Raw genomic sequence first — 23366 nt, 5'->3', positions numbered from 1 at the left:
TCTCCAATATGGCTACCAGCACCAATGAACTGCCCGTCATCGCGCTGACCCCCGGTGACTGCACCGGCATCGGGCCCGAACAGATCGCGCGCATCCTCTCCGACGACCGCCTCGCCGACGTCGCGCGCCTCGTCGTGGTCGGCGATGCCCGCGTGCTCGACATGGGCATGGAACATGCCGGCGTGAAGCTGAAGGTCGAACGGATTGCCTCGCCCAAGGCAGCCAATTGGCGTAGCGGTGCGGTGCAGCTTGTCGATCTCGGCAACACCGATCCCAGTAAAATCCCGCTCGGCAAGGCCAGCGCCGAATCCGGCCGGCTGACGGGTGAAACGCTGTCGCGCGCGATCGATTTCTCCAAGGCGGGCGAGGTCGAGGCCATCACCTTTGCGCCGCTGAACAAGCGCGCGATGTTCGACGGCGGCTGGAAGTTTCCCGACGAGCACAAGATGTTCGCGAGCCTGCTCGGGCACAAAACCTATTTCTCCGAGATGAACGTGCTCGACGGCCAATGGATGTCGCGCGTCACCGGGCACCAGTCGCTGCGCGAAGCGCTCGACGGCATCAATCCGGAGAGCATCACCGATGCGATCGAACTTGTCGACCGCATGATGAAGAGAGCGGGCGTTGCCAAGCCGCGCATCGCGGTCGCAGCCCTCAATCCGCATGCCGGCGAGAACGGCCTGTTCGGCCGCGACGAGATCGAGATGATCCGCCCGACCGTCGAAGCTGCCGCGAATGCCGGCATCGCCTGCACCGGCCCTTATCCCGCCGACACCGTCTATATCCGAGCCTTCGCCGGCGAGTTCGACAGCGTGGTCGCGATGTATCACGACCAGGGCCAGATCGCGACCAAGCTGCGCGGCTTCAACCGCGGCGTCACCGTCACTGCCGGGCTCGAGACCGTCTTCACCACGCCGTCGCACGGCACGGCGTTCGACATCGTCGGTACTGGCGTCGCCAACACCGGTGCGCTGGAGGGCGCGGTGCGTCTTGCCGCAAAGCTCGTATCGATCAAGGTCAAGGAGGCCGCCTATGCGCACTGATCGCAGGACCCTGCTCCAGGCCGCGGCCGCGCTACCGCTCGCGACTGTCGCCACCAACACGGCCTTTGCGCAAACGCCGGCTGCGGCTCCTGCCGCGGCGCCGCCGAAGGACGTCACGCGCGCACTGGCGCACTACCTCGTCACCGCAAGCTATGATGACCTGCCGGCCAATGTCCGGAAAGAAGGCGTCCGCACGCTCTTGAATTGGGTCGGCGTCGCCATCGGCGGCTCGCATCACGAGACGGTCGATATCGCGGTGTCGGCGCTCGGGCCGTTCTCCGGGCCGCAGCAGGCCTCGCTGTTTGGGCGGCGCGAGCGGTTCGACATCATGAACGCCGCCTTCATCAATGGCGTGTCGAGCCACATCTTCGACTATGACGACACGCATCTGAAGACGATCATCCATCCCGCTGGTCCCGTGGCCTCGGCGATCCTCGCGCTTTCGGAAATGCAGCCGGTCTCCGGCAAGGAATTCCTCAACGCGCTGGTGCTCGGCGTCGAGACCGAGTGCCGGATCGGCAACTCGGTCTACCCAAACCATTACGATGTCGGCTGGCACATCACCGGCACGGCCGGCGTGTTCGGCTCGGCCGCGGCCGTCGGCAAGCTATTGAAGCTGAACGAGCAGCAGATGACCTGGGCGCTCGGCCTCGCCGCGTCGCAGCCGGTCGGCTTGCGTGAATCCTTCGGCTCGATGAACAAGAGCTTTAATCCGGGCCGCGCCGCGTCGAGCGGCATCTTCGCGGCGATCCTGGCCTCGAAGAACTTCACCTCGTCCGATGCGATGATCGAGGCCAAGCGCGGCTGGGCCAACGCGATCAGCACCAAGCAGGACTACAACGAGATCCTCGGCGACCTCGGCAAACGCTACGAGGCCGCGCTCAACACCTACAAGCCGTTCGCCTGCGGCATCGTCATCCATCCCGCGATCGATGCGGCGATCCAGCTCCGCAACGAGAACAAGCTGACCGCCGACCAGATCGAGCGGGTCGATCTCGAGGTCCACCCGCTGGTGCTGGAGCTGACCGGCAAGAAGACGCCGAGTCAGGGACTCGAAGGCAAGTTCAGCATCTACCATGCGGTGGCGGTGGCGATCGTCGCGGGCGCCGGCGGCGAGAAGCAGTTCAGCGATCGTGCGGTAACCGATCCGACCATCGTCGCGCTGCGCGGCAAGGTCAATCCGATCATCACACCGGGCATCAAGCCGGAGCAGGTCGATCTCACCATCGTGCTCAAGGATGGTCGCAAGCTCAACCGCTACATCGAGCACGCGATCGGCAGCGTCGAGGTGCCGATGACCGACAAGCAGCTTGAGACCAAGTTCTCGGATCTTGCCGACGGCATCATTCCCGCCGCGACCGTCCGGCGGGTGATGGACGCCTGCTGGAATGTCGAGAACCTGCCGAGTGCGGCGGAGATCGCAAAGATGTCGGTCGCGGTCTGATCGCGAGGGAGAAAAGCATGCCGTCACGCCGACATTTCCTGCAATCCGCCGGCTCGGTTGCCGCGCTGGCCGCCACCGGTGGCCGTTCGGCTGTCGCGGCCGGCCCGGGCGTGACGGAGCGGCTCGCCCGCTACATGGTCGCCGCGCGGGATCAGGAGTTGCCTGAGCAGGTGCTGCTCGAATGCAAGCACCGCATCCTCGATACGCTCGGCGCGATGATCTCGGGTTCGCGTATGAAGCCGGGCGAGATGGCGCTAAAATATGTGCGTACGCTCGGTGGCGATGCCCAGGCTTCCGTGGTCGGTTCCGATTTCCGCACCGCGGCGGTCAACGCGGCATTGGCGAACGCAATGTGCGCCCATGCCGACGAGACCGATGATTTCGAACCCGTCACCAAGGCGCATCCAGGATGCTCGGTGGTACCGGCCGCGCTCGCTTTCGGTGAGCGGGAGCATCGCAGCGGACAGGATGTCATTCGTGCCGTCGCGCTCGGCTACGATTTGACCTGCCGCCTGCTGATGGCATTGGGCCCGGATCTCGTGCGTGGCACGCATCGCAGCGCCGAGGGAACGTCGTCGACCTTCGGCGCGCTCGGCGCTGCCGCTTCGCTAGCGCGGCTCGACGAGAAGGGGATGCGCTATGCGATCTCCTATTCCTCGCAGCAGGTCTCCGGCCTGTGGAGCTGGGTGAAGGACCACGACCACATCGAGAAGGCGTTTGACTTCGCTGGCATGGGCGCGCGCAACGGCGTCATGGCCGTCGACATGGTTCTTAACGGCCTGACCGGCGTCGACGACGTGCTGGACGGCACCCATAATCTCTTCATCGCGCTCTCGACCGATCCGAAGCCGGAGGAGATGGTGAAGGATCTCGGCAAGCTCTTCTATGTCACGGAAACCGCGATCAAGACCTTTTCGGTCGGCTATCCCATCCAGTCGCCGCTGGACGCGATGCTGACGTTGCGCAAGCAGCACAGCCTCACGCCAGATAGCGTCCGTAGCATCCTGGTCAAGCTGCCGACCGATGCGATGGGGATTGTAGGCGAGAGCGCGATGCCTGACGTCAATTGCCAGCACCTCGTGGCGGTTGCGCTGGTCAAGGGCGCGGTGTCGTTCAACGACAGTCACGACGTCGCGCTGATGCATGATCCAAAAATCCTGGAGCAACGTGCCAAGGTGACACTCGCCGGCGACAAGGCGTTGATGGATCCGGCGGCGCCGCGCGGGGCTGTCGTCGAGGTGACATTGACCGATGGCAAGAAGGTCGAGCACTTCACGAAATATCCGCCTGGCACCAAGGAGAATCCGCTGAGCACCGACGCCGTCGCGGCGAAGACGCGGGATCTGATTGCGCCGGTGCTGGGCAGCGACAGGGCCGAGAAGCTGATCGAGCAGATCGGCCATCTCGAGCGGCTGGACGACGTAGGCAAGCTGAGGCCATTGCTGACGGCGTGACAAGTCAATCAACAACAAGACAAGCATCAAGGAAGTGCCCATGCGCGGGGTTATGCGACGAACCTTTCTGGCCGCTTGTGCGGCCGTTCTGTTCTCCGGCGTTGCGAGTGCGCAGGATTATCCGTCCCGGCCCGTCAAGATTATCGTGCCGTTCCCGGCCGGCGGCTCCAACGACATCATCGCCCGTATCGTCGCGCAGAAGCTGACCGAGCGGAACGGCCAGAATTTCCTGGTCGAGAACCGTGGTGGTGCCGGCGGCAATATCGGCGCCGAAGCGGTCGCGAGCGCAGAGGCCGATGGCTACACTCTGCTGCTGACCGCGCCGCCTCCACTGACCATCAATGGCTCCCTCTACAAGAAGTTGCCGTTCGATCCCGCAAAAGCCTTTGCGCCGGTGGCGCTGATTGCCTCCGTGCCTATCGTCCTTGTCGTCAATCCGTCGGTGCAGGCGAAGGATGTAGGCGAGCTGATCGCGCTCGCCAAGGCCAAGCCGGGGACGTTGAATTTTGGCTCGTCCGGTATCGGATCGACCAACCACCTTGCGGGCGAGCTGCTCAAGAGCATGGCCGGCATCGACATCGTCCACGTGCCCTATCGTGGCGCGGCGCCGGCGATGAACGATCTGCTCGCGGGCCAGATCCCCTTCATGTTCGACAACATGCCGGCGGTGCTGCCGCAAGTGCAGGGCAAAGCCATCAACGCGATTGCGGTCGCCGGTGCCAAGCGCGCGGAAGCGCTGCCGGACGTGCCGACGGTTGCCGAGACTGTTCCTGGCTTCGAGGCTTCGTCCTGGTTCGGTTTGGTGGCTCCGGCGAAAACGCCTGCGCCGGCGCTCACCAAGCTGAGCGGCGAGCTCGAAACCATCTTGAAGATGCCTGACGTCAAGAAGCGGCTTGCCGAGCTCGGGGCCGAGCCCGGCACGGTGTTCGCCGATGCGTTCGGGCAATTCATGACGGATGAGACTGCAAAGTGGGGCAAGCTTGTCAAAGCCTCCGGCGCCACTGTGGACTGAGGCGCGCGTCATGGATCTGAATCTGGGCGGCAAGGTTGCCGTCGTTACCGGCGGCAGCATCGGCATCGGCCGCGCCATTGCCGCCGAGCTTGCGCGCGAGCAGGCGCATGTCGTCATCGTCGCGCGCGACGCCGAGCGTGTTGCCGCGTCCGCGCAGGACATGTCGCGGGACACCGGCGGGCGCGTGATCGCCTGTGCCGGCGACATGACCAAGCCGGACGACATCGCCCGCGCGATGGATGCCGCGCGCGAGGCCTTCGGCCGCGTCGACATCCTTGTCAACAATGCCGGCGCCTCGCCGATGGGCCGGCTCGCGGAAACGCCGGATGCGATCTGGGCCAAGTCGATCGAGCTGAAACTGCTCGGCTACATGCGCTGCGCGCGCAACGTGCTGCCGGAGATGCGGGACCGCCGCTGGGGCCGTGTCATCAACATCATCGGCCGCAGCGGGCATCAGCCGCGCGCCGCCTATATGGCGGGCGGGGCGGTCAACGCAGCGCTCCTCAACTTCACGCTGGCGCTCGCCGAGGAATGCGCGCCGGATAATGTGCTGGTCACCGGAGTCAATCCCGGTCCGGTGCAGACCGATCGCTGGGACAGCCTCATTTCCCAGGGCGCCGCGATCTCCGGGCAGGATCAGGGGGCGACCAATGCCGCCGCGATCGCCTCGGTTCCGCTCGGCCGTGTCGGACAGCCGCACGAAGTGTCCGGGCTTGTTGCATTCCTCTGTTCGGATCGCGCATCCTTCATTACGGGTACTTGCATCAATGTCGATGGCGGTGGAACGAGGTGTATCTGATGGCTAGCGAACTGCGGAAGATCGGTGTCAGCAACGATTGCGAGCTTGCGGTTCGCATCGACGACTATCTCCTGCCATGGGACACCAAGCCGCCGGTCGTGATGCTGCATGGGCTTGCCGAGAGCGGCGAGGCGTTCCGGCGCTGGGTGCCGTATTTCGCCACGCATCATCTCGTGGTGCGGCCCGATCTGCGCGGCTATGGCGATTCGACGCCGATGCAGGGCGACTATGCCTATCGCTTCGCCGGCCTCGGCGACGACATCGTCCGGATGCTGGATGCGTTGAAGCTCGACCGCGTGTTCCTGGTCGGCGGCAAGATCGGCGGTACGCTGGCGATGCATCTGACGGCCAAGCACCCGGATCGCGTGATCGCAGTCGCCGCGGTCGGCGCGCCGGCCTCGCTGACCTCGTTCAACGAGCGGGCACCGACCTGGCGCAAGCAGATCCGCGGGCAGGGCGTCGAGGTGTGGGTCCGCGAGACCACCGCCGGCCGGCTCGGCTCATCGCTGCCGCCGGCGGCGCTCGACTGGTGGATCAACCTGATGTCGAAGACCAAGGCCTCGACGCTGGAAGCGTTCCTCCAGATGGTGCCGACGGTTGACGTCACCGGCGAACTCCCCTCGATCAAGCGGCCGACGCTCGTGATCACGACGACCGGTTCGGGGCTAGGCGACGTCGCTTCGGTGAAAGCGTGGCAGGAAACAATCCCGGGCTCGAAGCTGGAAGTACTGCCCGGCGATTCCTATCACGTGGCCGCAACCGACCCGGATGTCTGTGCGCAGAAGGTTCGCGCCTTCTTCGATCGTGTCGCGACTTAAGACGTACAGGGCGGGCATTGGCCCGCCCATCGTTTGGCTCTATGACTGGCGGTCCGAGAAGAAAAGAGATCAGGGAGTGAAGCCATGACAAAAACCACCCGACGCAGCGTGCTCACGGCTGCAGCCGCGATGACCGCCACAGGCCTCTCGGATGCGTCGCCGGCCGCAGCGCAAGCCGCACCCAAGCCGATCTTCCCGGTGCCGATGGTCGCGATCCCGATCGTCGGCGAGACAAGTGTGTTCCAGGTTCGCCGCATCTACTGCATCGGCCGCAACTACGCCGCGCACGCGATCGAGCGCGGCTCGGATCCGAATCGCGAGCCGCCGTTCTTCTTCCAGAAGCCGACCGACGCGATCCAGAACGTCGCGGTGGGTGAGGTCGCCGATCATCCCTATCCGTCGCTGACCAAGAACTATCATCACGAGGTCGAGCTGGTCGCGGCGCTGAAATCCGGCGGCGCCAACATTCCGGCCGAGAAGGCGCTTGACCACGTCTATGGCTACGCGCTCGGCCTCGACATGACCCGGCGCGATCTTCAGAACGGAATGGCGGCGGAGAAGAAGCCGTGGGAGATCGGCAAGAGCTTTGACCACGCCGCGGTGATCGGCCCAATCCATCCTGCAAGCAAGACCGGCCATTTCGACAAGGGCGCCATTTCACTCGCGATCAACGGCACCGTGAAGCAGAGCTCGGATCTCAGCAAGATGATCTGGAGCGTCGCCGAGCAGATCGCAAAGCTCTCGGAAGCGTTCGAACTCAAGGCCGGCGACATCATCTATTCCGGCACGCCGGAGAATGTCGGGCCCGTGGTGAAGGGCGATGTGCTGTTGTGCAAGCTTGAGGGCCTGCCGGACATGTCGATCAAGATCGTCTGAGTATCCGAGAGCAATTCGGTGCTGGAGGGACGTGATATGTTGCGGCTCGGCTTGATCGCCACGTTGGGATTGGTCGTCCTCATGACCGCTGCTCCCGAGGTGAAAGCCGAGGGCGTGCTCGAGGTTGCGCCGACGGGAACATTGCGCGTGGCGGTGGCCGTCGGTCCCGCCGCGTCGGCGTTCTGGACGACACGCGATCCCGCGACCGGGAAGCCGCGCGGCGTCACGGTCGAACTGGCGAAGGTGGCCGCCGACAAGCTGCATGTGCCGCTGCAGCTCGTCGAGTACCAGAGCTCCGACGAAATCGCCGCGGCCAGCAGCAAGGACGTGTGGGATCTTTCCTTCATGCCGGCGGACGTCAAGCGTGAGGCGTTCGTCGACCAGGGGCCTGCTTACGTCGCCTACATGAGCGGCTATCTCATCCGCGCCGGTTCGGACATCCGCTCCGTTGCCGATGTCGATCGCGCGGGCATGCGGGTCGGCTGCATCGAGGGGACATCCACCTCACGCACGGTCGAGAAGTCCCTGAAGCAGGCGAAGCTCACGAAGTTCGTGAGGCCGGAAGAGGCGGCCGCGTTGATCGGCAAGGGCGAACTTGACGCGCTCGCGATGGGCATGGGTGCGCTGGAGGATCTCTCGCGAAAACTGCCGGGAACGAAGGTGCTGGACGAGGTGGTCCAGTCGACCGGTGTGGTGGTGGTCGTTCCCAAGGGCAAGGCTGCAGCGAAGGCCTGGGCTTTGCATTTCCTGGATGACGCCAAGGCCGACGGCACGGTCCGTCGCGCGCTCGACGGTAACGGGTTTACCGGCGACAAGGTCGCGCCGTAGCGCGGAAGCCTTTGAATTGCCGGAGTTCCATCCGCGATTGCCCCGTGTTGGGCCACGAACAAACCCGCTGCGGCCATATTTGAGTAAGAGTGATCTCCCGAGAGGGAGGCGCTCCGATGAACAAAGCTCTGATCATGGCCATCGTGCTGCTGGCTGGCGTGCCGGCAAGCGCCGCTGCGCAGGAGCGCGCGGGCTCTGCGGCGTTAGGCGCAGTGTCGGGTGCCGTCGTGCTCGGTCCGGTCGGTGCCGTTGCGGGTGCAGTGATCGGCTATACCGCCGGACCTTCGATCGCCAGGTCATGGGGCGTGAGAGGTTCGCATTCGGCGAGACATCGGCAGCCGTCACGTCGTGAGGCGTCCCCTGTCGCTGCGACCACCGCTCCGCCGCGTACGCGCCAGGCCATGGAGGCCAACGGTCAGATGGGAGCTGCGAGCAATCCGCCGGTCCAGGCAGCCCCCGTGGTGCCACCGGCGCAAGCTGCGCCTGCGGCGCCGGCGGAGACCGCGACGCCACCCGTTCAGGGATTTGACTGAAGCGATCCTAGGCCGCCGTTTTCGGCCGCAGCCGATCGACCGTCCGCGCGATCAGCGATGCGACCTCCGCTACCTTCGGCCCGATCCGAAACTCCGGCCCTGCGACGACGACAGAAAGCCTGCGGTCGCCGATCGGTAGCGGGATCGCAGCGCCGGCGAGGTCGCGGCTGTAGTCGGCAAAGCTCTGGCAGTAGCCACGCGAGATCGAATTGCGCAGCTCGGCCTCGACTGCCTCGATGCTGATCGGGGTCGAGGGGCCGTATTGCTTGAACTCGATCTTGCGATAGACGGAGTCGCGCTCCTCCGGCGAATATTGCAGCAGCAGCGCCCGGCCGCACGCGGTGGCGTGGATCGGCACGCGGTGGCCGATGGTGGCGAAATAGCGGATCGCGGCCTGGGACTCGACGACGTCGATGAACACCGCGCTGACGCCGGCCGGTGCCACGATGGATGCCGTCTCTCCGGTCTCGGCGGAAAGGTCGGCGATCAGCGTATGTGTCCATGGCGGCAGCGGCTCGACCTCGGAGATCATCCGCGCCATCGCCAGCCACCGCGGCGTCGGATAGAAACCGGCGCGGGGCCGCGGTTCGTAGAGATAGCCTTTCTCCGACAATGTCGCGAGCAGGCCCGCCGGACATTATCTCGTCCGCCTGATGCTCAAGCCCTGGATGGACGACGTCACCAAGCGCACCAACGGCGCGGTGACCTTCACCTATTATCCAAACCAGCAGATCGGCAAAGCCGCCGACATGCTGCGGCTGACGCAGTCGGGCGTGGTCGACATCGGCTACATCGGACCGTCCTATGTTTCCGACAAGATGCCGCTGTCGGAAGTCGCGCAATTGCCGGGTGCATTTGCGACCAGCTGCCAGGGCACGCTCGCTTACTGGAAGGCCGCGCGCGAAGGCGTGCTGGCCAGCCGCGAATACGCGCCGAACAAGATCAAGCTGCTGATGGCCGTGGTGCTGCCGCCCTACCAGGTGTGGACGGTCAAGTCGAAGGTCGAGACCACCAAGGACATGCAGGGCCTGAAGCTGCGTACCACCGGTGGCGCGCAGGATCTCACGCTACGTGCGCTCAACGCCGTGCCGGTGCGCATGGCCGCGCCCGATGCTTATGAGTCACTGTCGCGCGGCACGATGGACGGGCTGCTGATCCCGCTGGACAGCGTCGTGGCCTATGGCCTCGACAAGCTGGTCAAGCACGCCACCGAAGGCGTCAGCTTCGGCAGCTTCATCGTCGCCTATTCCATCAACCAGTCGGTCTGGGACAAGCCTGACGACGTGAAGACCGCGATGAACGAGGCTTCCGAAGCGATCACGCCGAAGGCTTGCGCCGACGTCGACAAGGAAGGCGAAGTCACCAAAAAGCACATGCAGGACGAAGGCGTCACCTTCGATCCGCTGCCGGAGGCGACGCGCGCCGAGATGAAGGACAAGCTCAGGGGTGTCGGTCATGAATGGGCGGCCGGTCTCGACAGCCGTGGCAAGCAGGCCTCTGCTGCGCTGAAGGAATTCGAAGATCTGCTGGCTGCCGGCAGCAAGTAATCCGAAAATCGAAGAGGGAGGCGCGAAGTGATCGAACGGGCGGGGCATGTGCTCGGCGCGCTGGAGCGCGCGCTGACGATGATCGCGGTAGCGTTCATGTTCGTGATCATGTTGCTGGTCGTGACCGACGTGTTCATGCGCTATGCGCTGAACAGCCCGTTCTCCTTCACCTATGATCTAATCGGGCTCTATCTGCTCGCCGGCGTATTCTTCTTCACACTGTCGGATGCGTTGCGCGAGCATGTCCATGTCGGCGTCGACATCCTGTTGTCGCGCTTCTCGCCGGTGGGGCGGCGGCTGTCCGAGATCGTCACCGCGCTCGCAGGGTTGTTCGTATTCGTCCTGATCTGCAAGGTCGGCTTCGCGCGCGCGATGGAGAATTACGAGCAGCACGACGTTCTCTCGGGCGCCATTCCCTGGCCGACCTGGATTTCGGCGGCGCTGGTGCCATTCGGCTGCGGCGTGCTGGTGCTGCGGCTGGCGCTCCAGCTGGTCGGCAATGTGCTGAGCCTCGTCAGCGGCCGCGACCTCTATCCGCTGCCGCCGGTGACCGGCGTCGGCGAAGCGCGCGGCTTCGAGTAACGGCGGATATCCATGACACCCCTCATCGTTCTCGCTTTGCTGTTCGGCCTGCTTGCGCTCGGCACGCCCGTCGGTTTCGCCATGGCCTTTTCCGGGTCGGTCGGCCTCGTGATGGTCGGCGGCTTCCCGACCCTGTTCGGCATCCTGGAGACCGCGCCGCTCTCGACCGTCTCGTCCTACGAGCTGATCACCATTCCGATGTTCCTGCTGATGGCGGACCTTGTGCTGCTGTCCGGCGTCGCGGATGATCTGTTCAAGACCGCCTCGGCCTGGGTCGGCCGCGTTCCCGGAGGGCTCGGCATGGCCACCGCGCTCGCCGGCGCAGGCTTTGGCGCGATCTGCGGCACCTCGACGGCATCGGCGGCGACGCTGTCCTCGACCAGCCTTCCCGCGATGATCCGCCAGGGGTATGAGCCGAAGATGGCCGCCGGCGTGGTCGCGATCTCGGGCACGCTGTCGATGCTGCTGCCGACCAGCGTCGCGCTCGTCATCTTCGGCCTGCTCGCCGAGGTGAACATCGGCAAGCTTCTGATCAGCGGCATCATCCCCGCGATCCTCGTCACCTTCACCATCATGGCCACGATCTATTTCCTGGTCTGGCAGGATCCGTCGCGCGCGCCGGCGGCGAAGTCGGTCCCGTGGCGGGAAAAATTCGCGCTGCTGACGCACGTGACACAGGATCTGGTCGCCTGGATCGGCAGCTTGCCGACCTCGCGCTGGGTGATCATTACCTTGATCTTGTGCGGCTACATCGTGCTCGGCTCCTTCATGGACCAGATCGCGATCCTGGTGCTGACCGTGCCGATCGTGCTGCCGCTGATCAAGACGCTCGGCTTCGATCCGATCTGGTTCGGCGTCATCAAGATCGTCACCGCCGAGGTCGGCATGATCACGCCGCCGGTCGGGCTGAACTGCTTCATCGTCGCCCGCTACGCCAAGCGGCCGGTGGCGGAAGTGTTCCACGGCACCTTCCCGCACTTCATCGCCCATCTGATCGCGATTCTGGTGGCGTTTCCGTCTATCATCCTCTGGCTGCCCTCGCAGATGGGGCGCTAGGCACAACAGCATGATCCGGAAAAGTGTGTAGCGGTTTTCCGAAGATCATGCGCAATCAAAGAGCTCAAGCGCAATGTCATTGCGCTTGAGCGACTCCACAAGGAGACCATCATGGATTTCGCGCTCACCGATCAGCAGGAAGCCATTCGCGATGCCATCGCAAAGATCTGCGAAGGCTTTCCCGATGCCTATTGGCTGAAGAAGCACGACGGCGGCTTTCCGCACGACTTCCACAAGGCAATGGCCGATGCCGGCTGGCTCGGCATCTGCGTGCCGGAGGAATATGGCGGTTCGGGGCTCGGCATCACCGAAGCCGCGATCATGATGCGCGCTATTGCAGAATCAGGTGCCGGCATGTCCGGCGCCTCCGCGGTGCACATCAACGTGTTCGGTCTTAATCCCGTCGTGGTGTTCGGCACCGAAGAGCAGCGCAAGCGAATGCTGCCGCCGATGGTCGAGGGCCGCGAGAAGGCCTGCTTCGCCGTCACCGAGCCCAACACTGGCCTCAACACCACCCAGCTCAAGACCCGCGCGGTTGCCAAGAACGACCGCTACATCGTCAACGGCCAGAAGGTGTGGATCTCGACCGCGCAGGTCGCGCACAAGATCTTGCTGCTGGCGCGCACCACGCCGCTGGAGGAGGTGCGCTCACCCACCCACGGTCTCAGCCTGTTCTACACGGATTTCGACCGCAAGAAGATCAAGGTCCATGAGATCGAGAAGATGGGCCGCAAGATCGTCGATTCCAACGAGCTGTTCTTCGAGGACTTTGAAATTCCGATGGAGGATCGGATCGGCGAAGAGGGCAAGGGGTTCCAGTACATCCTCGAAGGCATGAATCCGGAGCGCGTCCTGATCGCGGCGGAAGCGGTCGGTCTCGGCAAGCTCGCGCTGTCGCGCGCGACCGAATACGCCAAGACGCGCGTCGTCTTCAACCGGCCGATCGGCAAGAACCAAGGCATCCAGCATCCGCTCGCAGTCAACTGGGTCGAGCTCGAGGCGGCCTGGCTGATGGTGATGCAGGCGGCCTGGCAATACGACAAGGGCCTGCCCTGCGGCGCTGGCGCGAATGCTGCGAAATATTTCGCAGGCGAAGCCGGATATCATGCGTGCGAGCAGGCGGTGATGACTCATGGCGGCTTCGGCTATGCCAAGGAATTCCACGTCGAGCGTTACTTGCGTGAAGTTCTGATCCCGCGCATCGCGCCGGTCAGCCCGCAGCTCGCGCTCAGCTTTATTGCGGAGAAGGTGCTGGGACTGGCCAAGTCGAATTGAGGCGGCAATGCCAGGAGACACTCCGCCAATCAACTTCTCCGGCCTGATCCGTGAGGGCGATTTCGTGGTGTGCGGCCAGGCGACGGCCGAGCCGGTCACCCTGACTGAAGCGTTGATGGCGCAGGCCGGAGATCTGCCGGCATTCCGCATGATGGTCGGGCCGGTCTTCTCGGATACGTTCTCCGCGGCGTGCGCGCCCAACGTGTCGTTCCGGAGCTATGGCGTGATCGGCAATGCGCGGCGGCTCGCCAAGGCCGGGCGGCTCGACGTGACTCCGAGCAACTACAGCGCCTTCTGTGCCGACTTCGCCGCTCGTCGTCATCACGCCGATGTCGTTCTGGTGCAGCTTGCGGAAACAGGGGGACGGCTCAGTGCGAGCCTCTCCAACGATTACGTCATCGATGCCGCGCGCGGCGCACGCCTTGTGATCGCGGAGATCAATCCTGATGCGCCATTCACGTTTGGTTCGGAATGGCCGGGCGACGTGCCGATCCACATCCGGGTAGCGGCCCGACGTCCGCCGGTTGAATTGCCTTCACCCCCGCTAGATGACGTATCGCAGCGCATTGCCGCACATGCCGCGAGCCTGATCGCCGACGGCAGCACGCTTCAGTTTGGCGTCGGTCGCATTCCGGACGCGATCCTCTCGTCGCTCTCCCACGCACGCCATCTCGGTATTCATTCCGGCTTGATCAGCGATGCCGTGGTCGACCTGATCGAGCGCGGCGCGGTCACGAATGCGGAGAAGGGAATCGATGCGGGGATCACGGTCACCAACCAGGTGATCGGCACGAGACGGCTCTATCGCTTCGTGCACGAGAACAAGGCGGTCGCAGTGCGGCCGACGTCCTATACGCACGGTCAGGGCGTGCTGGCGCGGATCAACCGGCTGGTCGCGATCAATTCGGCGCTTCAGGTCGGGCTTGACGGCAGCGTGAATTCCGAGACGCTGAACGGCATTGCGATCGGCGCGATCGGCGGGCAGCTCGATTTCGTGCGTGGGGCCAATGCGTCTCCCGGCGGACGGGCGATCATCGCACTGCCGGCGACGGCATCGGATGGCACCAGCCGGATCGTGGCCCATGTCGAGACGGTGACGACGCCCCGCGCCGATGTCGATGCGATCGTCACCGAATGGGGCATCGCCGAGTTGCGCGGTTGCGGTCTTGCGGAGCGCGCGCGGCGCATGATCGCGATCGCGGCACCGGAGCACCGCGATGCGCTGTCAGAGCAGCTCCGCGGCCGTCCGCGCTAGCTCAGTTCATCATGGCCAGCGTCGGCCGCTGGCTCTCGGCAGATCCGATGATCCCGGGAAGATCCGTCACCTCGCCCGCGATCATGATCGACATCCGCCAGAACAAATGGGCCAGGCGGGTGAACACCAGCCGCTCGCGTTCGGCGGCAGCGGTTCCGTCCGGGATCGTCACGGTTTCCAGGCCCACCACCTTCTTGAAATCCGGCCATATCATCATCGACTGCGCGATCACGGAGTAGCAGCTCGGATTCTCGTCGCTCTCGTCGGGCGCCGGCGGCAACCCAGGATATTGCGTCGCTGCGGCGTAGAATTTGTAAGCACCGTAGCCGAGCTGCAGCAGGAATTTTTCGGGAACCGCGACATCGGCGGCAAAGGACACCAGGCGCGCCTCGCTCAGGGTTTCCGGATCGATGGCGCTGAGGTCCTGGGCGCGCAGCGCGGAGACGAACGCGAGCTCGCGATTGTGTTCGCGCAGCAGGTTGGCCAGCGGCTGTTGCTGTTGCACGGTGTCGGTAAGCAGGATGATGGTCTTGAGCATCGCGCGATGTCCCTCAGGGGAAGAGATGGCGGGCAGTCATGACGGCGTCGTCGGCTGCGCAGTGGGTGAAGAAGTCGTTGGCGATGCGCTGTCCCGGCGCGATCTCCAGGATGCGGTAACGCGCCAGCGCCGCCGCATCACGCGCCGCGCCGACGTCGTCCTGCCACGCGCAGAGCGACAGTTCGAGGCGGCCGTAGCCGCCGCAATCGGCGGCATAGGCGCCAGTCACGGCTTCGACGGTGGCGGCGACTGCGCCGGCGTCGCTGGCCGAGATGTCGCGCAGGATGACGGCGATGCCCTTGCCGGCTTCGGCCTTTGACGTCATCACCATGAAGGCATCGCGCGCGCCGGTGCGGCCGGCCCGGCGCGCGGTGCGCACGAGGCCTGCGAAGGCGGGATCTGGTCCAAGCTCCAGCGTCGTCGTCTGCTGGTTATGCAGAACAGTGGCGCGCATCGCGCCGAGATCGCCCGCCAGCGCGTGATAGGATCGCGGCAGCCATACCGTGTCGAGCGGCACTTGCGACGAGGTCAGGCTCCAGGCCTGGTCGAGCAGATAGCCCTCCCAGATCGCAGGGTACGACGCGGCGAGATGCTGCCAGGTGCGCAGCAGCATCTCTGCAGCCCTGGTGCGGCCGAGATAGAGCGTGCGGGCCGACATCTCCCAGCGATTCCATTTGTGGAGTGCGACGTCGCAGCCGAGGAAGGACGGCAGCAGCGGCGCCTCGCGGAGCACGGCGCCAGCTTCGACAAACAGCAGCGGCTCGCGATATTTGTTCCACATCCGCAGCATGAACTCGGCCTTCTCGAAGCAGAGCAGGTGGTCGCTGAACTGGGTGTCGATCGGCTCGATATGACAGGGGAGATCGAACCGTTCGAGCGAGTGCCGGAGCGCGAAGGCGGCGGTTGCGTCGCCGCCGCGCGGGTAGCAGGAGACGATCCGCGGGCGGACGGTGGATGTATCGGCGGCGGACAGGAATTTCGACCAGCCGATGCCACCCCACCACATCTCGTGCGGGCCGTCGGCGCCGCAGGGGCCGACCGTGCCGAACTCGGTCAGCTTGGACTTGAGGAAGTCGAAGCCAGGATTTTCGCTGGTCGGAATGGCGACGGCGCAGCCGGGATTGAGCGAGCGGTAGAACAGCTCCGCGGCCGCGCCGCTCGGCGGCTCCTTAAGGATGAGAACGCCGCTGCGTCGGCCCCCGGCGAGGTCGTCCAGCGTCGGCGCGCCATATTGGCCGGTCAGCCAGTCCAGACGATCGCGCTGGGCCCGGCCGAGCCGGACGCCGCCGGATTGCAGGAGATCATCAAGGTTTGCGTGCGTCCCGTCCGTCAATTTCGTGCCCCTCGCGTCGCCGGTCAGCCCTTGGACTTGAACGGCCGGGGCGGCGCGATCAGGCGCACTATTTGGAGCTGGAACCGAGCGGGGTGATCGCGACCGAATAGATCGCGATGTCATGCGCCAATGGGGCGACGGGGATCAGCAGGCAGGCATCGTCGGTCTCAGTGTGATAATGGGCACCGCTGTGCTGCATACCGGCATAGACCAGGCTTTCAGCCGCGACGCCGATCACATCCTGGCTCTCGGCGGCGTCGCGAATGTCGTCGGCTGATTGGATGGTCACGCCATGAAGAAGACCTTCTGCCGCGAATTTCGGCAGCGGCAGCGCGATCATGGCGATGGCCATGGTGCGCGAAAGGGGAATGCGCAGGCGCAGCTCGCCGAAACCAGTGCGGTAGAGGGTCACGGTGTCCAGCGTGGCGGCGGCATTGGCGCGAAACAGGCCGATTTGGACCTGTCCGCAAGGGCTCTCTTCAAAGACGTCGGCCGGCAGGCGGTTGGCCCCGAACAGCGTGTACAGATAGGTGTTCGACGGCGACAGCCGGGCAAAGCTGCCGGCGAGCCACATTGGCGGGGCGGCAGACGCGCAGGCGGCGGAAAAGCCGCGGGCGGTGATCTGCCGCCGGACGAAGTCGCTGTCGATCATCGGCGCCAGCGCGTGCGTGCCGAGATTGACGTCGTGCTTCATTCCGCCGAGCAGCGCCAGCTCTTCCTCATCGGGCAGCAGCAGGAACCGCGCCAGTGTCGCCGTGCACCAGCGCGCAGCGACATCAGGCGCGGCATAGGGGTCGAGACAGAAGTCGAGCGCGACGTCCTCGGCGCTCTCCGCAAAGGCAACGCTGCCTGCCTGGATCTCCGCGGCGCGCGCGATCTGGCTTGCGGGGCGCGGATTGATCTCGCGCAGAACTTGCTCACCGTCATAGTCGCGGACCGAGCCATCGGCGGAGCAACAGATCTGCTCCAGCAGCGCGATGTTGCGGATCAGCATGCGCTTGATATGCGGCGTCACCACGAGGTCCGAGATGAAGCCCGCCGCGCTGTCCACGTCGGCGATATCGTCGAAGGCATCGTCGAGCGAGATCAGATAGGCGCCGTGGAGACGGATCTTGATGCCTTCCATGTCGAACACGCGGCGCAGCGCCTTCTGCACGCTCCCGGAGTAGCCGAGATCGGCGAGCACCAGGTCGGTACATTCGTCGAAGCCGGGGATCGTGTGACGCAGATAGGCAAGCAATCGCTCGCGCAGGGCCGCCGCGAGATCGACGATCTCGCCGGCATCCATCAGCCCCGGCAGGGCTTCGGCGAGATCTTCGCCGGGAGCAATTCCGTCAGCATAAGCCGCGAAGAACGCGGCGACCTTTGGCGGCAGCATCTTGATCATGTCGCGGAAGGTTGGCGCGTCGATCTTCAACACCTTGCTGAAGAGGTCGATCAACGGCTGCATGGTATCGGCCGAGGCGATCAGGCTGACGCGCCGGTTGATCTCGAGATAGGCCGATGTGGCGCCGTGCAACTCCTGCCAGATCCGGTGCGGCAAAAAACCGTCGCGGCCGAGGAAGGCGAGGGCGACTTTTCGGCCGGGGCCGGCAACCTCCTGGCAGCGCCGGGCGATGAAGGCATCGAAGGCCGTCATCACCGGGCCGAGTACGGTCATGCCGAGATGAAAGGCGGGAGATTTCTCGGCGTTGCGCGCGGCGACCATGCGCCGCAAGGTCCGCGCGCCATGATCGAGCCTGGACGGCGCGCCGGCGCACAACAGCTCGAGCAGCGCGGTCTCGCGCTGGAATTTCGAGGCCAATTGCGGCGTCGCCTGCGGATAATAGCGCGGCCGAATGCCGTGGCGCTTCGCGCCCCTGATATCGGCCTTGTCGTTGTCGCCGACGTGAAAGGAGGCGTTCGCGTCGATACCCTGCTCGGACAGGTATTTTGCGAAAAGCGCCTCGCTCTTGCCGCTGCCGTAGTCGCAGGAGGCGTAGAGGAAGTCCCATGTCAGCCCGGGGCGGCATGCGCGCAGCAATCGCGCCAGCCGGTCGGAATCCAAATAGGTATCGGAGATGAAGCCGACGCGATGGCCGGCACGTTTCATGTCCAGATATTGCCGAAGCATGTCCGGGTTGGCACGGCAGAGCTCGAGCTCGGCCGCGAACTCTGATTCGACGAGATCGTTCAGATGGCGGCGCTCGAGGCCGAACAGCCTGAAAGGAAAACAAGAATAGATTTCATCGATGCGAACTTCGCTGCCACCGCGCTTCTCCTTCGCGGTTCTCCGCGCACGCGCTTCGGCCTGGATACGATGCTGAACGAAACTCGCGGAAACATTCGGACAAGTCCGTGAAATACCGGAAAGCTCGTAAGTCCTTTCAAATACGCCATCTGGCGTCGTGCAGGCGCGCAGCAGAAATGTATCGAAAACATCGAACGACCAAGCAGAAACAATTTGAGCGCGGCGCTTCGCACCGGCCGTTGCGATCGTCATGTGCAGTTTCCCCGCCAATCAGATCAATTAACGCGCACGTTCACCATGTCAGGCGCCACAAGCGCGAAAAAAATTCACGCGTGATTCAAAAACGCATTCGTCACGACTGACAGATTCAAAAAAATCGCTAGGTTCGAAAAAGGTGATTCGGAAAAAATTGCCGGGTGCAGAAGTCGTCTCGCGTTCATTCACACTCGGAAACAATCGCTTCTTGATGCGCAAGGCGCGTGTCGCGTTTGATCACCTAGTGCAGCGTAATGTCAGCGTTTTCTCTCAACGACATCTGTTCAGGATGGACGATCCGCCATGGCGCGAGACGATGTGATGATTGCAGGATTGATGCGCGGGAGTAGCGCGCGCCCGGCAATTATTGCCCGATACTCGGCAAAAGATACCGGCTAACATCTTGAAAAACAACAAAAATTCTCCGCCTGGATTGTTTTGGCCCTGCGTTCAACGCCTGGAAGCCGTGTGGCATGTGCGCCGCCGGCATTGCGGGTTGGAGATTGCGGGATGAGTTACGCTGCTGATGTCTGGGCTCCCGCCGAGGCCGAGATCACGACGACACTGCCGGCTGAAGAGATCGTGCCCATGATGCCGTCCGTGCCGCTGGCGCCGGACAGCACGCCGGTCGCCGCCGAAATCGTCTTCGACGAGGACAGCGAACTTCTCGACAAGCTTGCCGCCGGCGACGAGGCTGCGTTCCGCATGCTGGTCGAGCGTCACATCGATCGCGCCTACGCGATCGCGCTGCGCATCGTCGGCAACGCCGCGGACGCCGAAGACGTGGTGCAGGACACCATGCTCAAGATCTGGAGCCATCGCGGACGCTGGCAGCACGGCCGCGCAAAGTTCTCAACCTGGCTCTACCGCGTCATCTCCAACCGCTGCATCGATCTGCGCCGCAAGCCGCGCAACGAGAATGTCGAGACCGTGCCGGAGGTCGCCGACGGCCAGCCTGGCGCCGTCGAGATCATCGAGCGCAACGAGCTGAACGGCATGCTGGAGCTGGCGATGCAGCGCCTGCCCGAGCAGCAGCGTATCGCGGTGATCTTCTCGTACCACGAGAACATGAGCAACGGCGAGATCGCCCAGGTGATGGACACCACGGTGGCGGCAGTGGAGTCCCTGCTCAAGCGTGGACGCCAGCAGCTGCGTCAGTTGCTGCGCAAGCACGAACGCGACATCCGCACCGCGTTTACCGATTGCTAACCATAAAATAGGCCCTGCGAAAACTTTCGCGCCTGATCTCCTCGCGCTCCGCCGTTTGAGCGAACGGACGGGGCTGCGGTCTGCGTCGTCAATCGTCTTCAACGATGCGGCACGCCATGCCCATCAGCACAGGAGTTTCCAATGCCTGCAATTTCCACCAATACCGCGGCGAACTCTGCGGTCCGCTACCTCAACATCAATTCCGCGCAGGAGAGCAGCGCGCTCGCCAAGCTGTCGAGCGGCTCGCGCATCACCTCGGCCTCCGACGACGCCGCCGGCCTCGCCATCTCGACCCGCATCTCGTCGGACGTCACCACGCTGCAGCAGGCCGCGACCAACGCCTCGCAGGCGACCGCGATCCTCCAGACCGCCGATGGCGGCGCTTCGAATATCTCCGACATCCTGGCGCGCATGAAGTCGCTGGCCTCCGAGTCGGCCTCGGGCACCACCACCGACTCCAGCCGCGCCTACATCAACTCGGAATTCACGCAGCTCACGAGCGAAATCGATTCGATCGCGAGCGGCACGCGCTATTCCAGCCAGAGCCTTCTGGACGGCTCGAGTGTGTTCTCCTCGGGCGTCTCCGTGCTGGTCGGCTCGTCCGGTTCCGACACCATCACCATCACGCTCACGAGCCTGACGTCGTCCTCGCTCGGCGTGACCTCGCTCGACGTCAGCTCGCTGTCGGATGCGGCCTCGGCGCTCGACACGCTCGATACCGCGATCGACACGGTCTCGGCCGCCCGCGCCAGCATCGGTGCGCAGGAATCGCGGTTCAACTTCTCGTCCGACTCGATCTCGACCCAGACCCAGAACCTGCAGTCGGCGAACTCGGCGATCAAGGACGTCGATATCGCGGCCGAGCAGGCCACGCTGTCCTCGGCCGAAGTGAAGACCCAGGCCGCGGTGTCGGCGGAATCCGCGGCGAACCAGATGCCGCAGTACCTGCTCAAGCTGCTCGGCTAAGCGCTTGCCTTGACGACCTCCGGGCCGGCTTGATGCCGGCCCGGTTCACCCTGGGATGGATCGGGCAGCACAGTGACGTCAGTCAGTTCGAGCACCAGCAGCACTGCGAGCACCAGCACGTCGAGCGCGTCCACGGTGACCACGACCGGCACCACCACGTCGACCAGCGTGGACTGGAGCGCGCTCATCACCGCGGCGGTGAACGCCAAGCTGACGGCAGCGACCACGATCTCGACCTCGATCACCAGCAACGAAGCCAAGATCTCCGCCTACCAGACGCTCCAGACCGATCTTTCGACGCTCTCCAGCGGCCTTTCGTCGCTCGCGACGGCCGTCGTCAATTCGCTCGCGACCAATGCCTTCGCCACCCGGGCGGCGACCATCAGCTCGTCCGGCGACGTCAGCGCGTCCTCCGCGCTCTCGATGTCCGTCAGCAATGGCGCTGCGACCGGCGACCATACGCTGACCATCAGCCAGGTCGCGACCGCGCAGAAGGTGGTCGGCACCTCGCAGTCGAGCCAGACCTCGGCGCTCGGCTACTCCGGCACGTTCTCCCTTGGCCTCGGCAGCGGCAGCACCGCCGATATCACCGTCACCAGCACGATGTCGATGCAGGACGTTGTCGACGCCATCAACGCCCAGACCTCGACCACCAACGTGCAGGCCTCGATCGTCCAGGTGTCGAGCGGGTCGTACGAGATGGTGCTGTCGGGAACCGAGGATGCCGCCGACATCAGCTATTCGAGCACGTCCGGCGACGACATCCTGAACAAGCTCGGCGTGACCGACAGCACGGGCGCCTTTGCCGACGTGCTGCAGACGTCGCAGGCAGCTGAATTTTCGCTCGATGGCATCTCGATGACGCGAGATACCAACGATATCACCGACGTGCTGACGGGCGTCACCTTCAACCTGCTCCAGGCGACACCCAGCGGAACATCGCTCAGCATCAGCATCGAGCCCGACACCAGCCAGATCACGACGGCGATCGAGAGTCTCGTCACCAACTACAACACATTCCGCGATGCGGTGATCGCGCAGCAGGCGACCGCCTCGGACGGTACGGCGGATTCGAGCGCGGTGCTGTTCGGCGACGGCACCATGCGCGACATCATGGATTCGCTCCAGAACGCGCTCAACAGCACGGTGGGCGGCCTCACCATGGCCGACCTCGGCCTGTCCTTCAACGAGAAGAACGAGCTCGAACTCGACACCTCGACGCTATCAAATGTCCTCAGCACAAATCTGAGTGGCGTCACCACGCTGCTGTCGGCACAGACCAAGACCTCGTCGAGCCAGCTCAGCGTCGTCAACACCGGGACGTCGCCGCAATCTTTCACGCTTGACCTGACGGTGGATTCGTCCGGAAATCTCTCTTCTGCCTCGGTCGGCGGCGATTCCTCGCTGTTCACGGTAAGCGGCACGACGATCCTTGGCGCGGCCGGAACGGCCTATGCGGGCATGGCCTTCACCTATTCGGGATCGACGTCGCAATCGATCACGGTGACCTCGACCTCCGGCATCGCCACGCAGCTCTATCAGTTGTCCAAGACCTATTCGTCGAGCTCCGGCTCGTTGCAGACGCTGATCACGAACCTGACTGACCGCGACACCGACCTCCAGCAGAAGGTCGACGACATCGAGAGCAACGCGTCGGCCTACCAGACCCAGCTCCAGACCCAATACGCGAATTACCAGGCGGCGATCACGAGCGCGAACAACACGCTCACCTATCTCAAGGCTTTGCTTAACTCCAGCTCGAGTGGTTGATGATGCATAATCCGATGGCGTACATGGCCAATCAGGCCTATCGGGGCGCGGCCACCAGCGTGCCGCCGCTGAAGGCGATCTCGATGCTGCTTGGCGGCGCGATCACTTTCTTCCAGAAGTCGCTGGCCGCGCAGGAAGCGCGGCGCTTCGAGGAAGGGCACGACTATTTGCTGAAGGCGACCGCGATCCTGCGCGGGCTTAGCCACAATCTCGACTTCACCAAGGGCGGGGCGGTGGCCGAGCGGCTGTTCCAGACCTACAACAGCCTGATCGTAGCGAGCCACAAGGCGTTCGGCCGGCCGCATGCGCCGCAGAGTTTTCGGCGGATCATCGCGGCCGTGACCGAGCTGCGGGAGGCCTGGGAGCATGTCGACGCGACGGCGCGAGGCGGCAAAATCGCGCCGGCCGATTCGGCCCGCACCGGCTGAGCCAAGCCAGGCCGCTCTCTCCCGGGAGGGGATGGCAGCCCAGGAGCGCCGTTTCTGCCGCTTTCCGTCGTGTCTTGGGCAGTTTTGGCGCTGAATACCGCGGAAATCCGGTTTT

Annotated in this window: 21 protein-coding genes and 2 pseudogenes; 18 read left to right on the top strand and 5 right to left on the bottom strand. The window is 64.3% G+C overall.

Translation table 11 applies throughout. The features are described from left to right. Positions 1 to 8: 8 nt before the first annotated feature. The 9 genes from V1280_RS20480 to V1280_RS20440 all read left to right on the top strand — a co-directional run bounded on the left by V1280_RS20480 (position 9) and on the right by V1280_RS20440 (position 8807). Positions 9 to 1043 (top strand): PdxA family dehydrogenase, encoded by a 1035-nt coding sequence (locus V1280_RS20480; protein ID WP_334527954.1) that lies wholly within the window; start codon positions 9 to 11, stop codon positions 1041 to 1043. Next, positions 1033 to 2487 (top strand): MmgE/PrpD family protein, encoded by a 1455-nt coding sequence (locus V1280_RS20475; RefSeq protein ID WP_334527951.1) that lies wholly within the window; start codon positions 1033 to 1035, stop codon positions 2485 to 2487. Before V1280_RS20480 ends, V1280_RS20475 begins: the two co-directional genes overlap by 11 nt. A gap of 17 nt (positions 2488 to 2504) precedes the next feature. Further along, complete coding sequence (locus tag V1280_RS20470; RefSeq protein ID WP_334527948.1) at positions 2505 to 3941, top strand: MmgE/PrpD family protein; 1437 nt, start codon at positions 2505 to 2507, stop codon at positions 3939 to 3941. A 40-nt stretch (positions 3942 to 3981) separates the two neighbouring features. Then, complete coding sequence (locus V1280_RS20465; protein WP_334527945.1) at positions 3982 to 4953, top strand: Bug family tripartite tricarboxylate transporter substrate binding protein; 972 nt, start codon at positions 3982 to 3984, stop codon at positions 4951 to 4953. A gap of 10 nt (positions 4954 to 4963) precedes the next feature. Then, a complete protein-coding gene (locus tag V1280_RS20460) occupies positions 4964 to 5752 on the top strand; it encodes an SDR family oxidoreductase (protein ID WP_334527942.1) in 789 nt (262 codons plus the stop codon). Continuing rightward, positions 5752 to 6570, top strand: a complete 819-nt coding sequence (locus V1280_RS20455) for an alpha/beta fold hydrolase (protein ID WP_334527940.1) — start codon at positions 5752 to 5754, stop codon at positions 6568 to 6570. The genes V1280_RS20460 and V1280_RS20455 overlap by 1 nt, the downstream gene beginning before the upstream one ends. 84 nt (positions 6571 to 6654) lie before the next feature. After that, positions 6655 to 7446 (top strand): fumarylacetoacetate hydrolase family protein, encoded by a 792-nt coding sequence (locus tag V1280_RS20450; RefSeq protein WP_334527937.1) that lies wholly within the window; start codon positions 6655 to 6657, stop codon positions 7444 to 7446. A gap of 36 nt (positions 7447 to 7482) precedes the next feature. After that, positions 7483 to 8274: a transporter substrate-binding domain-containing protein gene (locus tag V1280_RS20445; protein ID WP_334527934.1), complete on the top strand. Its 792-nt coding sequence runs from the start codon at positions 7483 to 7485 to the stop codon at positions 8272 to 8274. Positions 8275 to 8390: 116 nt separating this feature from the next. Then, a complete protein-coding gene (locus V1280_RS20440) occupies positions 8391 to 8807 on the top strand; it encodes a hypothetical protein (RefSeq protein WP_334527931.1) in 417 nt (138 codons plus the stop codon). Between the two features lie 7 nt (positions 8808 to 8814). On the opposite strand, the pseudogene V1280_RS20435 reads toward V1280_RS20440, so the two are convergent. Beyond that, positions 8815 to 9432: pseudogene (locus V1280_RS20435) on the bottom strand (IclR family transcriptional regulator); the annotation flags it as partial. Here V1280_RS20435 and V1280_RS20430 point away from each other — a divergent pair. From V1280_RS20430 to V1280_RS20410, 5 genes and pseudogenes are all read left to right on the top strand, one after another. Next, a pseudogene (locus V1280_RS20430) lies at positions 9428 to 10354 on the top strand (TRAP transporter substrate-binding protein); the annotation flags it as partial. The pseudogenes V1280_RS20435 and V1280_RS20430 sit on opposite strands and share 5 nt — an antisense overlap. 27 nt (positions 10355 to 10381) lie before the next feature. Next, positions 10382 to 10936: a TRAP transporter small permease gene (locus tag V1280_RS20425; RefSeq protein WP_334527928.1), complete on the top strand. Its 555-nt coding sequence runs from the start codon at positions 10382 to 10384 to the stop codon at positions 10934 to 10936. 12 nt (positions 10937 to 10948) lie between these two features. Continuing rightward, the gene (locus tag V1280_RS20420) at positions 10949 to 11992 is read left to right on the top strand and encodes a TRAP transporter large permease (RefSeq protein ID WP_334527925.1); all 1044 of its coding nucleotides are present in this window, start codon (positions 10949 to 10951) and stop codon (positions 11990 to 11992) included. Positions 11993 to 12103: 111 nt separating this feature from the next. Next, positions 12104 to 13267: an acyl-CoA dehydrogenase family protein gene (locus V1280_RS20415; protein WP_334527922.1), complete on the top strand. Its 1164-nt coding sequence runs from the start codon at positions 12104 to 12106 to the stop codon at positions 13265 to 13267. 7 nt (positions 13268 to 13274) lie between these two features. Further along, positions 13275 to 14522, top strand: coding sequence for an acetyl-CoA hydrolase/transferase family protein (locus V1280_RS20410; RefSeq protein ID WP_334527919.1), 1248 nt, complete (start codon positions 13275 to 13277; stop codon positions 14520 to 14522). A gap of 1 nt (position 14523) precedes the next feature. Here V1280_RS20410 and V1280_RS20405 read toward each other — a convergent pair whose 3' ends face one another. The 3 genes from V1280_RS20405 to V1280_RS20395 form a co-directional block, all read right to left on the bottom strand. Then, entirely contained in the window at positions 14524 to 15060 is a 537-nt protein-coding gene (locus V1280_RS20405) for a hypothetical protein (protein WP_334527916.1), read from the bottom strand. Positions 15061 to 15073: 13 nt separating this feature from the next. After that, the gene (locus tag V1280_RS20400) at positions 15074 to 16393 is read right to left on the bottom strand and encodes a hypothetical protein (RefSeq protein WP_334527913.1); all 1320 of its coding nucleotides are present in this window, start codon (positions 16391 to 16393) and stop codon (positions 15074 to 15076) included. A 67-nt stretch (positions 16394 to 16460) separates the two neighbouring features. Continuing rightward, positions 16461 to 18875 (bottom strand): HAD family hydrolase, encoded by a 2415-nt coding sequence (locus V1280_RS20395; RefSeq protein WP_334527910.1) that lies wholly within the window; start codon positions 18873 to 18875, stop codon positions 16461 to 16463. A gap of 513 nt (positions 18876 to 19388) precedes the next feature. Between V1280_RS20395 and V1280_RS20390 the strand changes: the two genes are divergently transcribed. Both V1280_RS20390 and V1280_RS20385 read left to right on the top strand, forming a co-directional pair. Then, entirely contained in the window at positions 19389 to 20087 is a 699-nt protein-coding gene (locus V1280_RS20390; RefSeq protein ID WP_334527907.1) for an RNA polymerase sigma factor, read from the top strand. Positions 20088 to 20228: 141 nt separating this feature from the next. After that, positions 20229 to 21053: a flagellin gene (locus V1280_RS20385; RefSeq protein ID WP_148772853.1), complete on the top strand. Its 825-nt coding sequence runs from the start codon at positions 20229 to 20231 to the stop codon at positions 21051 to 21053. Here V1280_RS20385 and V1280_RS20380 read toward each other — a convergent pair. Next, entirely contained in the window at positions 21050 to 21196 is a 147-nt protein-coding gene (locus tag V1280_RS20380) for a hypothetical protein (RefSeq protein ID WP_334538648.1), read from the bottom strand. The two genes, V1280_RS20385 and V1280_RS20380, sit on opposite strands and share 4 nt — an antisense overlap. Here V1280_RS20380 and fliD point away from each other — a divergent pair. Together fliD and V1280_RS20370 are read left to right on the top strand one after the other, a co-directional pair. Next, entirely contained in the window at positions 21126 to 22823 is a 1698-nt protein-coding gene (gene fliD, locus V1280_RS20375) for a flagellar filament capping protein FliD (protein ID WP_334527905.1), read from the top strand. The two genes, V1280_RS20380 and fliD, sit on opposite strands and share 71 nt — an antisense overlap. After that, on the top strand, positions 22823 to 23251 hold the full coding sequence (locus tag V1280_RS20370; RefSeq protein ID WP_334527902.1) for a flagellar export chaperone FliS: 429 nt from the start codon (positions 22823 to 22825) through the stop codon (positions 23249 to 23251). Before fliD ends, V1280_RS20370 begins: the two co-directional genes overlap by 1 nt. Positions 23252 to 23366 lie beyond the last annotated feature (115 nt).

This window comes from Bradyrhizobium sp. AZCC 2230 (assembly GCF_036924495.1).
GTDB lineage: Bacteria > Pseudomonadota > Alphaproteobacteria > Rhizobiales > Xanthobacteraceae > Bradyrhizobium > Bradyrhizobium rifense.
Note: the sequence above shows the minus strand (reverse complement) of the source record. Positions and strands in the feature narration are given on the sequence as shown.

What these genes read in the sequence shown, in the direction of transcription:
- V1280_RS20410 (WP_334527919.1), top strand. Translation starts at nt 13,275, where the DNA reads ATGCCAGGAGACACTCCGCCAATCAACTTCTCCGGCCTGATCCGTGAG.
- V1280_RS20440 (WP_334527931.1), top strand. Translation starts at nt 8,391, where the DNA reads ATGAACAAAGCTCTGATCATGGCCATCGTGCTGCTGGCTGGCGTGCCG.
- V1280_RS20445 (WP_334527934.1), top strand. Translation starts at nt 7,483, where the DNA reads ATGTTGCGGCTCGGCTTGATCGCCACGTTGGGATTGGTCGTCCTCATG.
- V1280_RS20395 (WP_334527910.1), bottom strand. Translation starts at nt 18,875, where the DNA reads ATGACGATCGCAACGGCCGGTGCGAAGCGCCGCGCTCAAATTGTTTCT.
- V1280_RS20455 (WP_334527940.1), top strand. Translation starts at nt 5,752, where the DNA reads ATGGCTAGCGAACTGCGGAAGATCGGTGTCAGCAACGATTGCGAGCTT.
- V1280_RS20470 (WP_334527948.1), top strand. Translation starts at nt 2,505, where the DNA reads ATGCCGTCACGCCGACATTTCCTGCAATCCGCCGGCTCGGTTGCCGCG.
- V1280_RS20450 (WP_334527937.1), top strand. Translation starts at nt 6,655, where the DNA reads ATGACAAAAACCACCCGACGCAGCGTGCTCACGGCTGCAGCCGCGATG.
- V1280_RS20475 (WP_334527951.1), top strand. Translation starts at nt 1,033, where the DNA reads ATGCGCACTGATCGCAGGACCCTGCTCCAGGCCGCGGCCGCGCTACCG.
- V1280_RS20385 (WP_148772853.1), top strand. Translation starts at nt 20,229, where the DNA reads ATGCCTGCAATTTCCACCAATACCGCGGCGAACTCTGCGGTCCGCTAC.
- V1280_RS20460 (WP_334527942.1), top strand. Translation starts at nt 4,964, where the DNA reads ATGGATCTGAATCTGGGCGGCAAGGTTGCCGTCGTTACCGGCGGCAGC.
- V1280_RS20370 (WP_334527902.1), top strand. Translation starts at nt 22,823, where the DNA reads ATGATGCATAATCCGATGGCGTACATGGCCAATCAGGCCTATCGGGGC.
- V1280_RS20415 (WP_334527922.1), top strand. Translation starts at nt 12,104, where the DNA reads ATGGATTTCGCGCTCACCGATCAGCAGGAAGCCATTCGCGATGCCATC.
- V1280_RS20390 (WP_334527907.1), top strand. Translation starts at nt 19,389, where the DNA reads ATGAGTTACGCTGCTGATGTCTGGGCTCCCGCCGAGGCCGAGATCACG.
- V1280_RS20465 (WP_334527945.1), top strand. Translation starts at nt 3,982, where the DNA reads ATGCGCGGGGTTATGCGACGAACCTTTCTGGCCGCTTGTGCGGCCGTT.
- V1280_RS20480 (WP_334527954.1), top strand. Translation starts at nt 9, where the DNA reads ATGGCTACCAGCACCAATGAACTGCCCGTCATCGCGCTGACCCCCGGT.
- V1280_RS20405 (WP_334527916.1), bottom strand. Translation starts at nt 15,060, where the DNA reads ATGCTCAAGACCATCATCCTGCTTACCGACACCGTGCAACAGCAACAG.
- V1280_RS20420 (WP_334527925.1), top strand. Translation starts at nt 10,949, where the DNA reads ATGACACCCCTCATCGTTCTCGCTTTGCTGTTCGGCCTGCTTGCGCTC.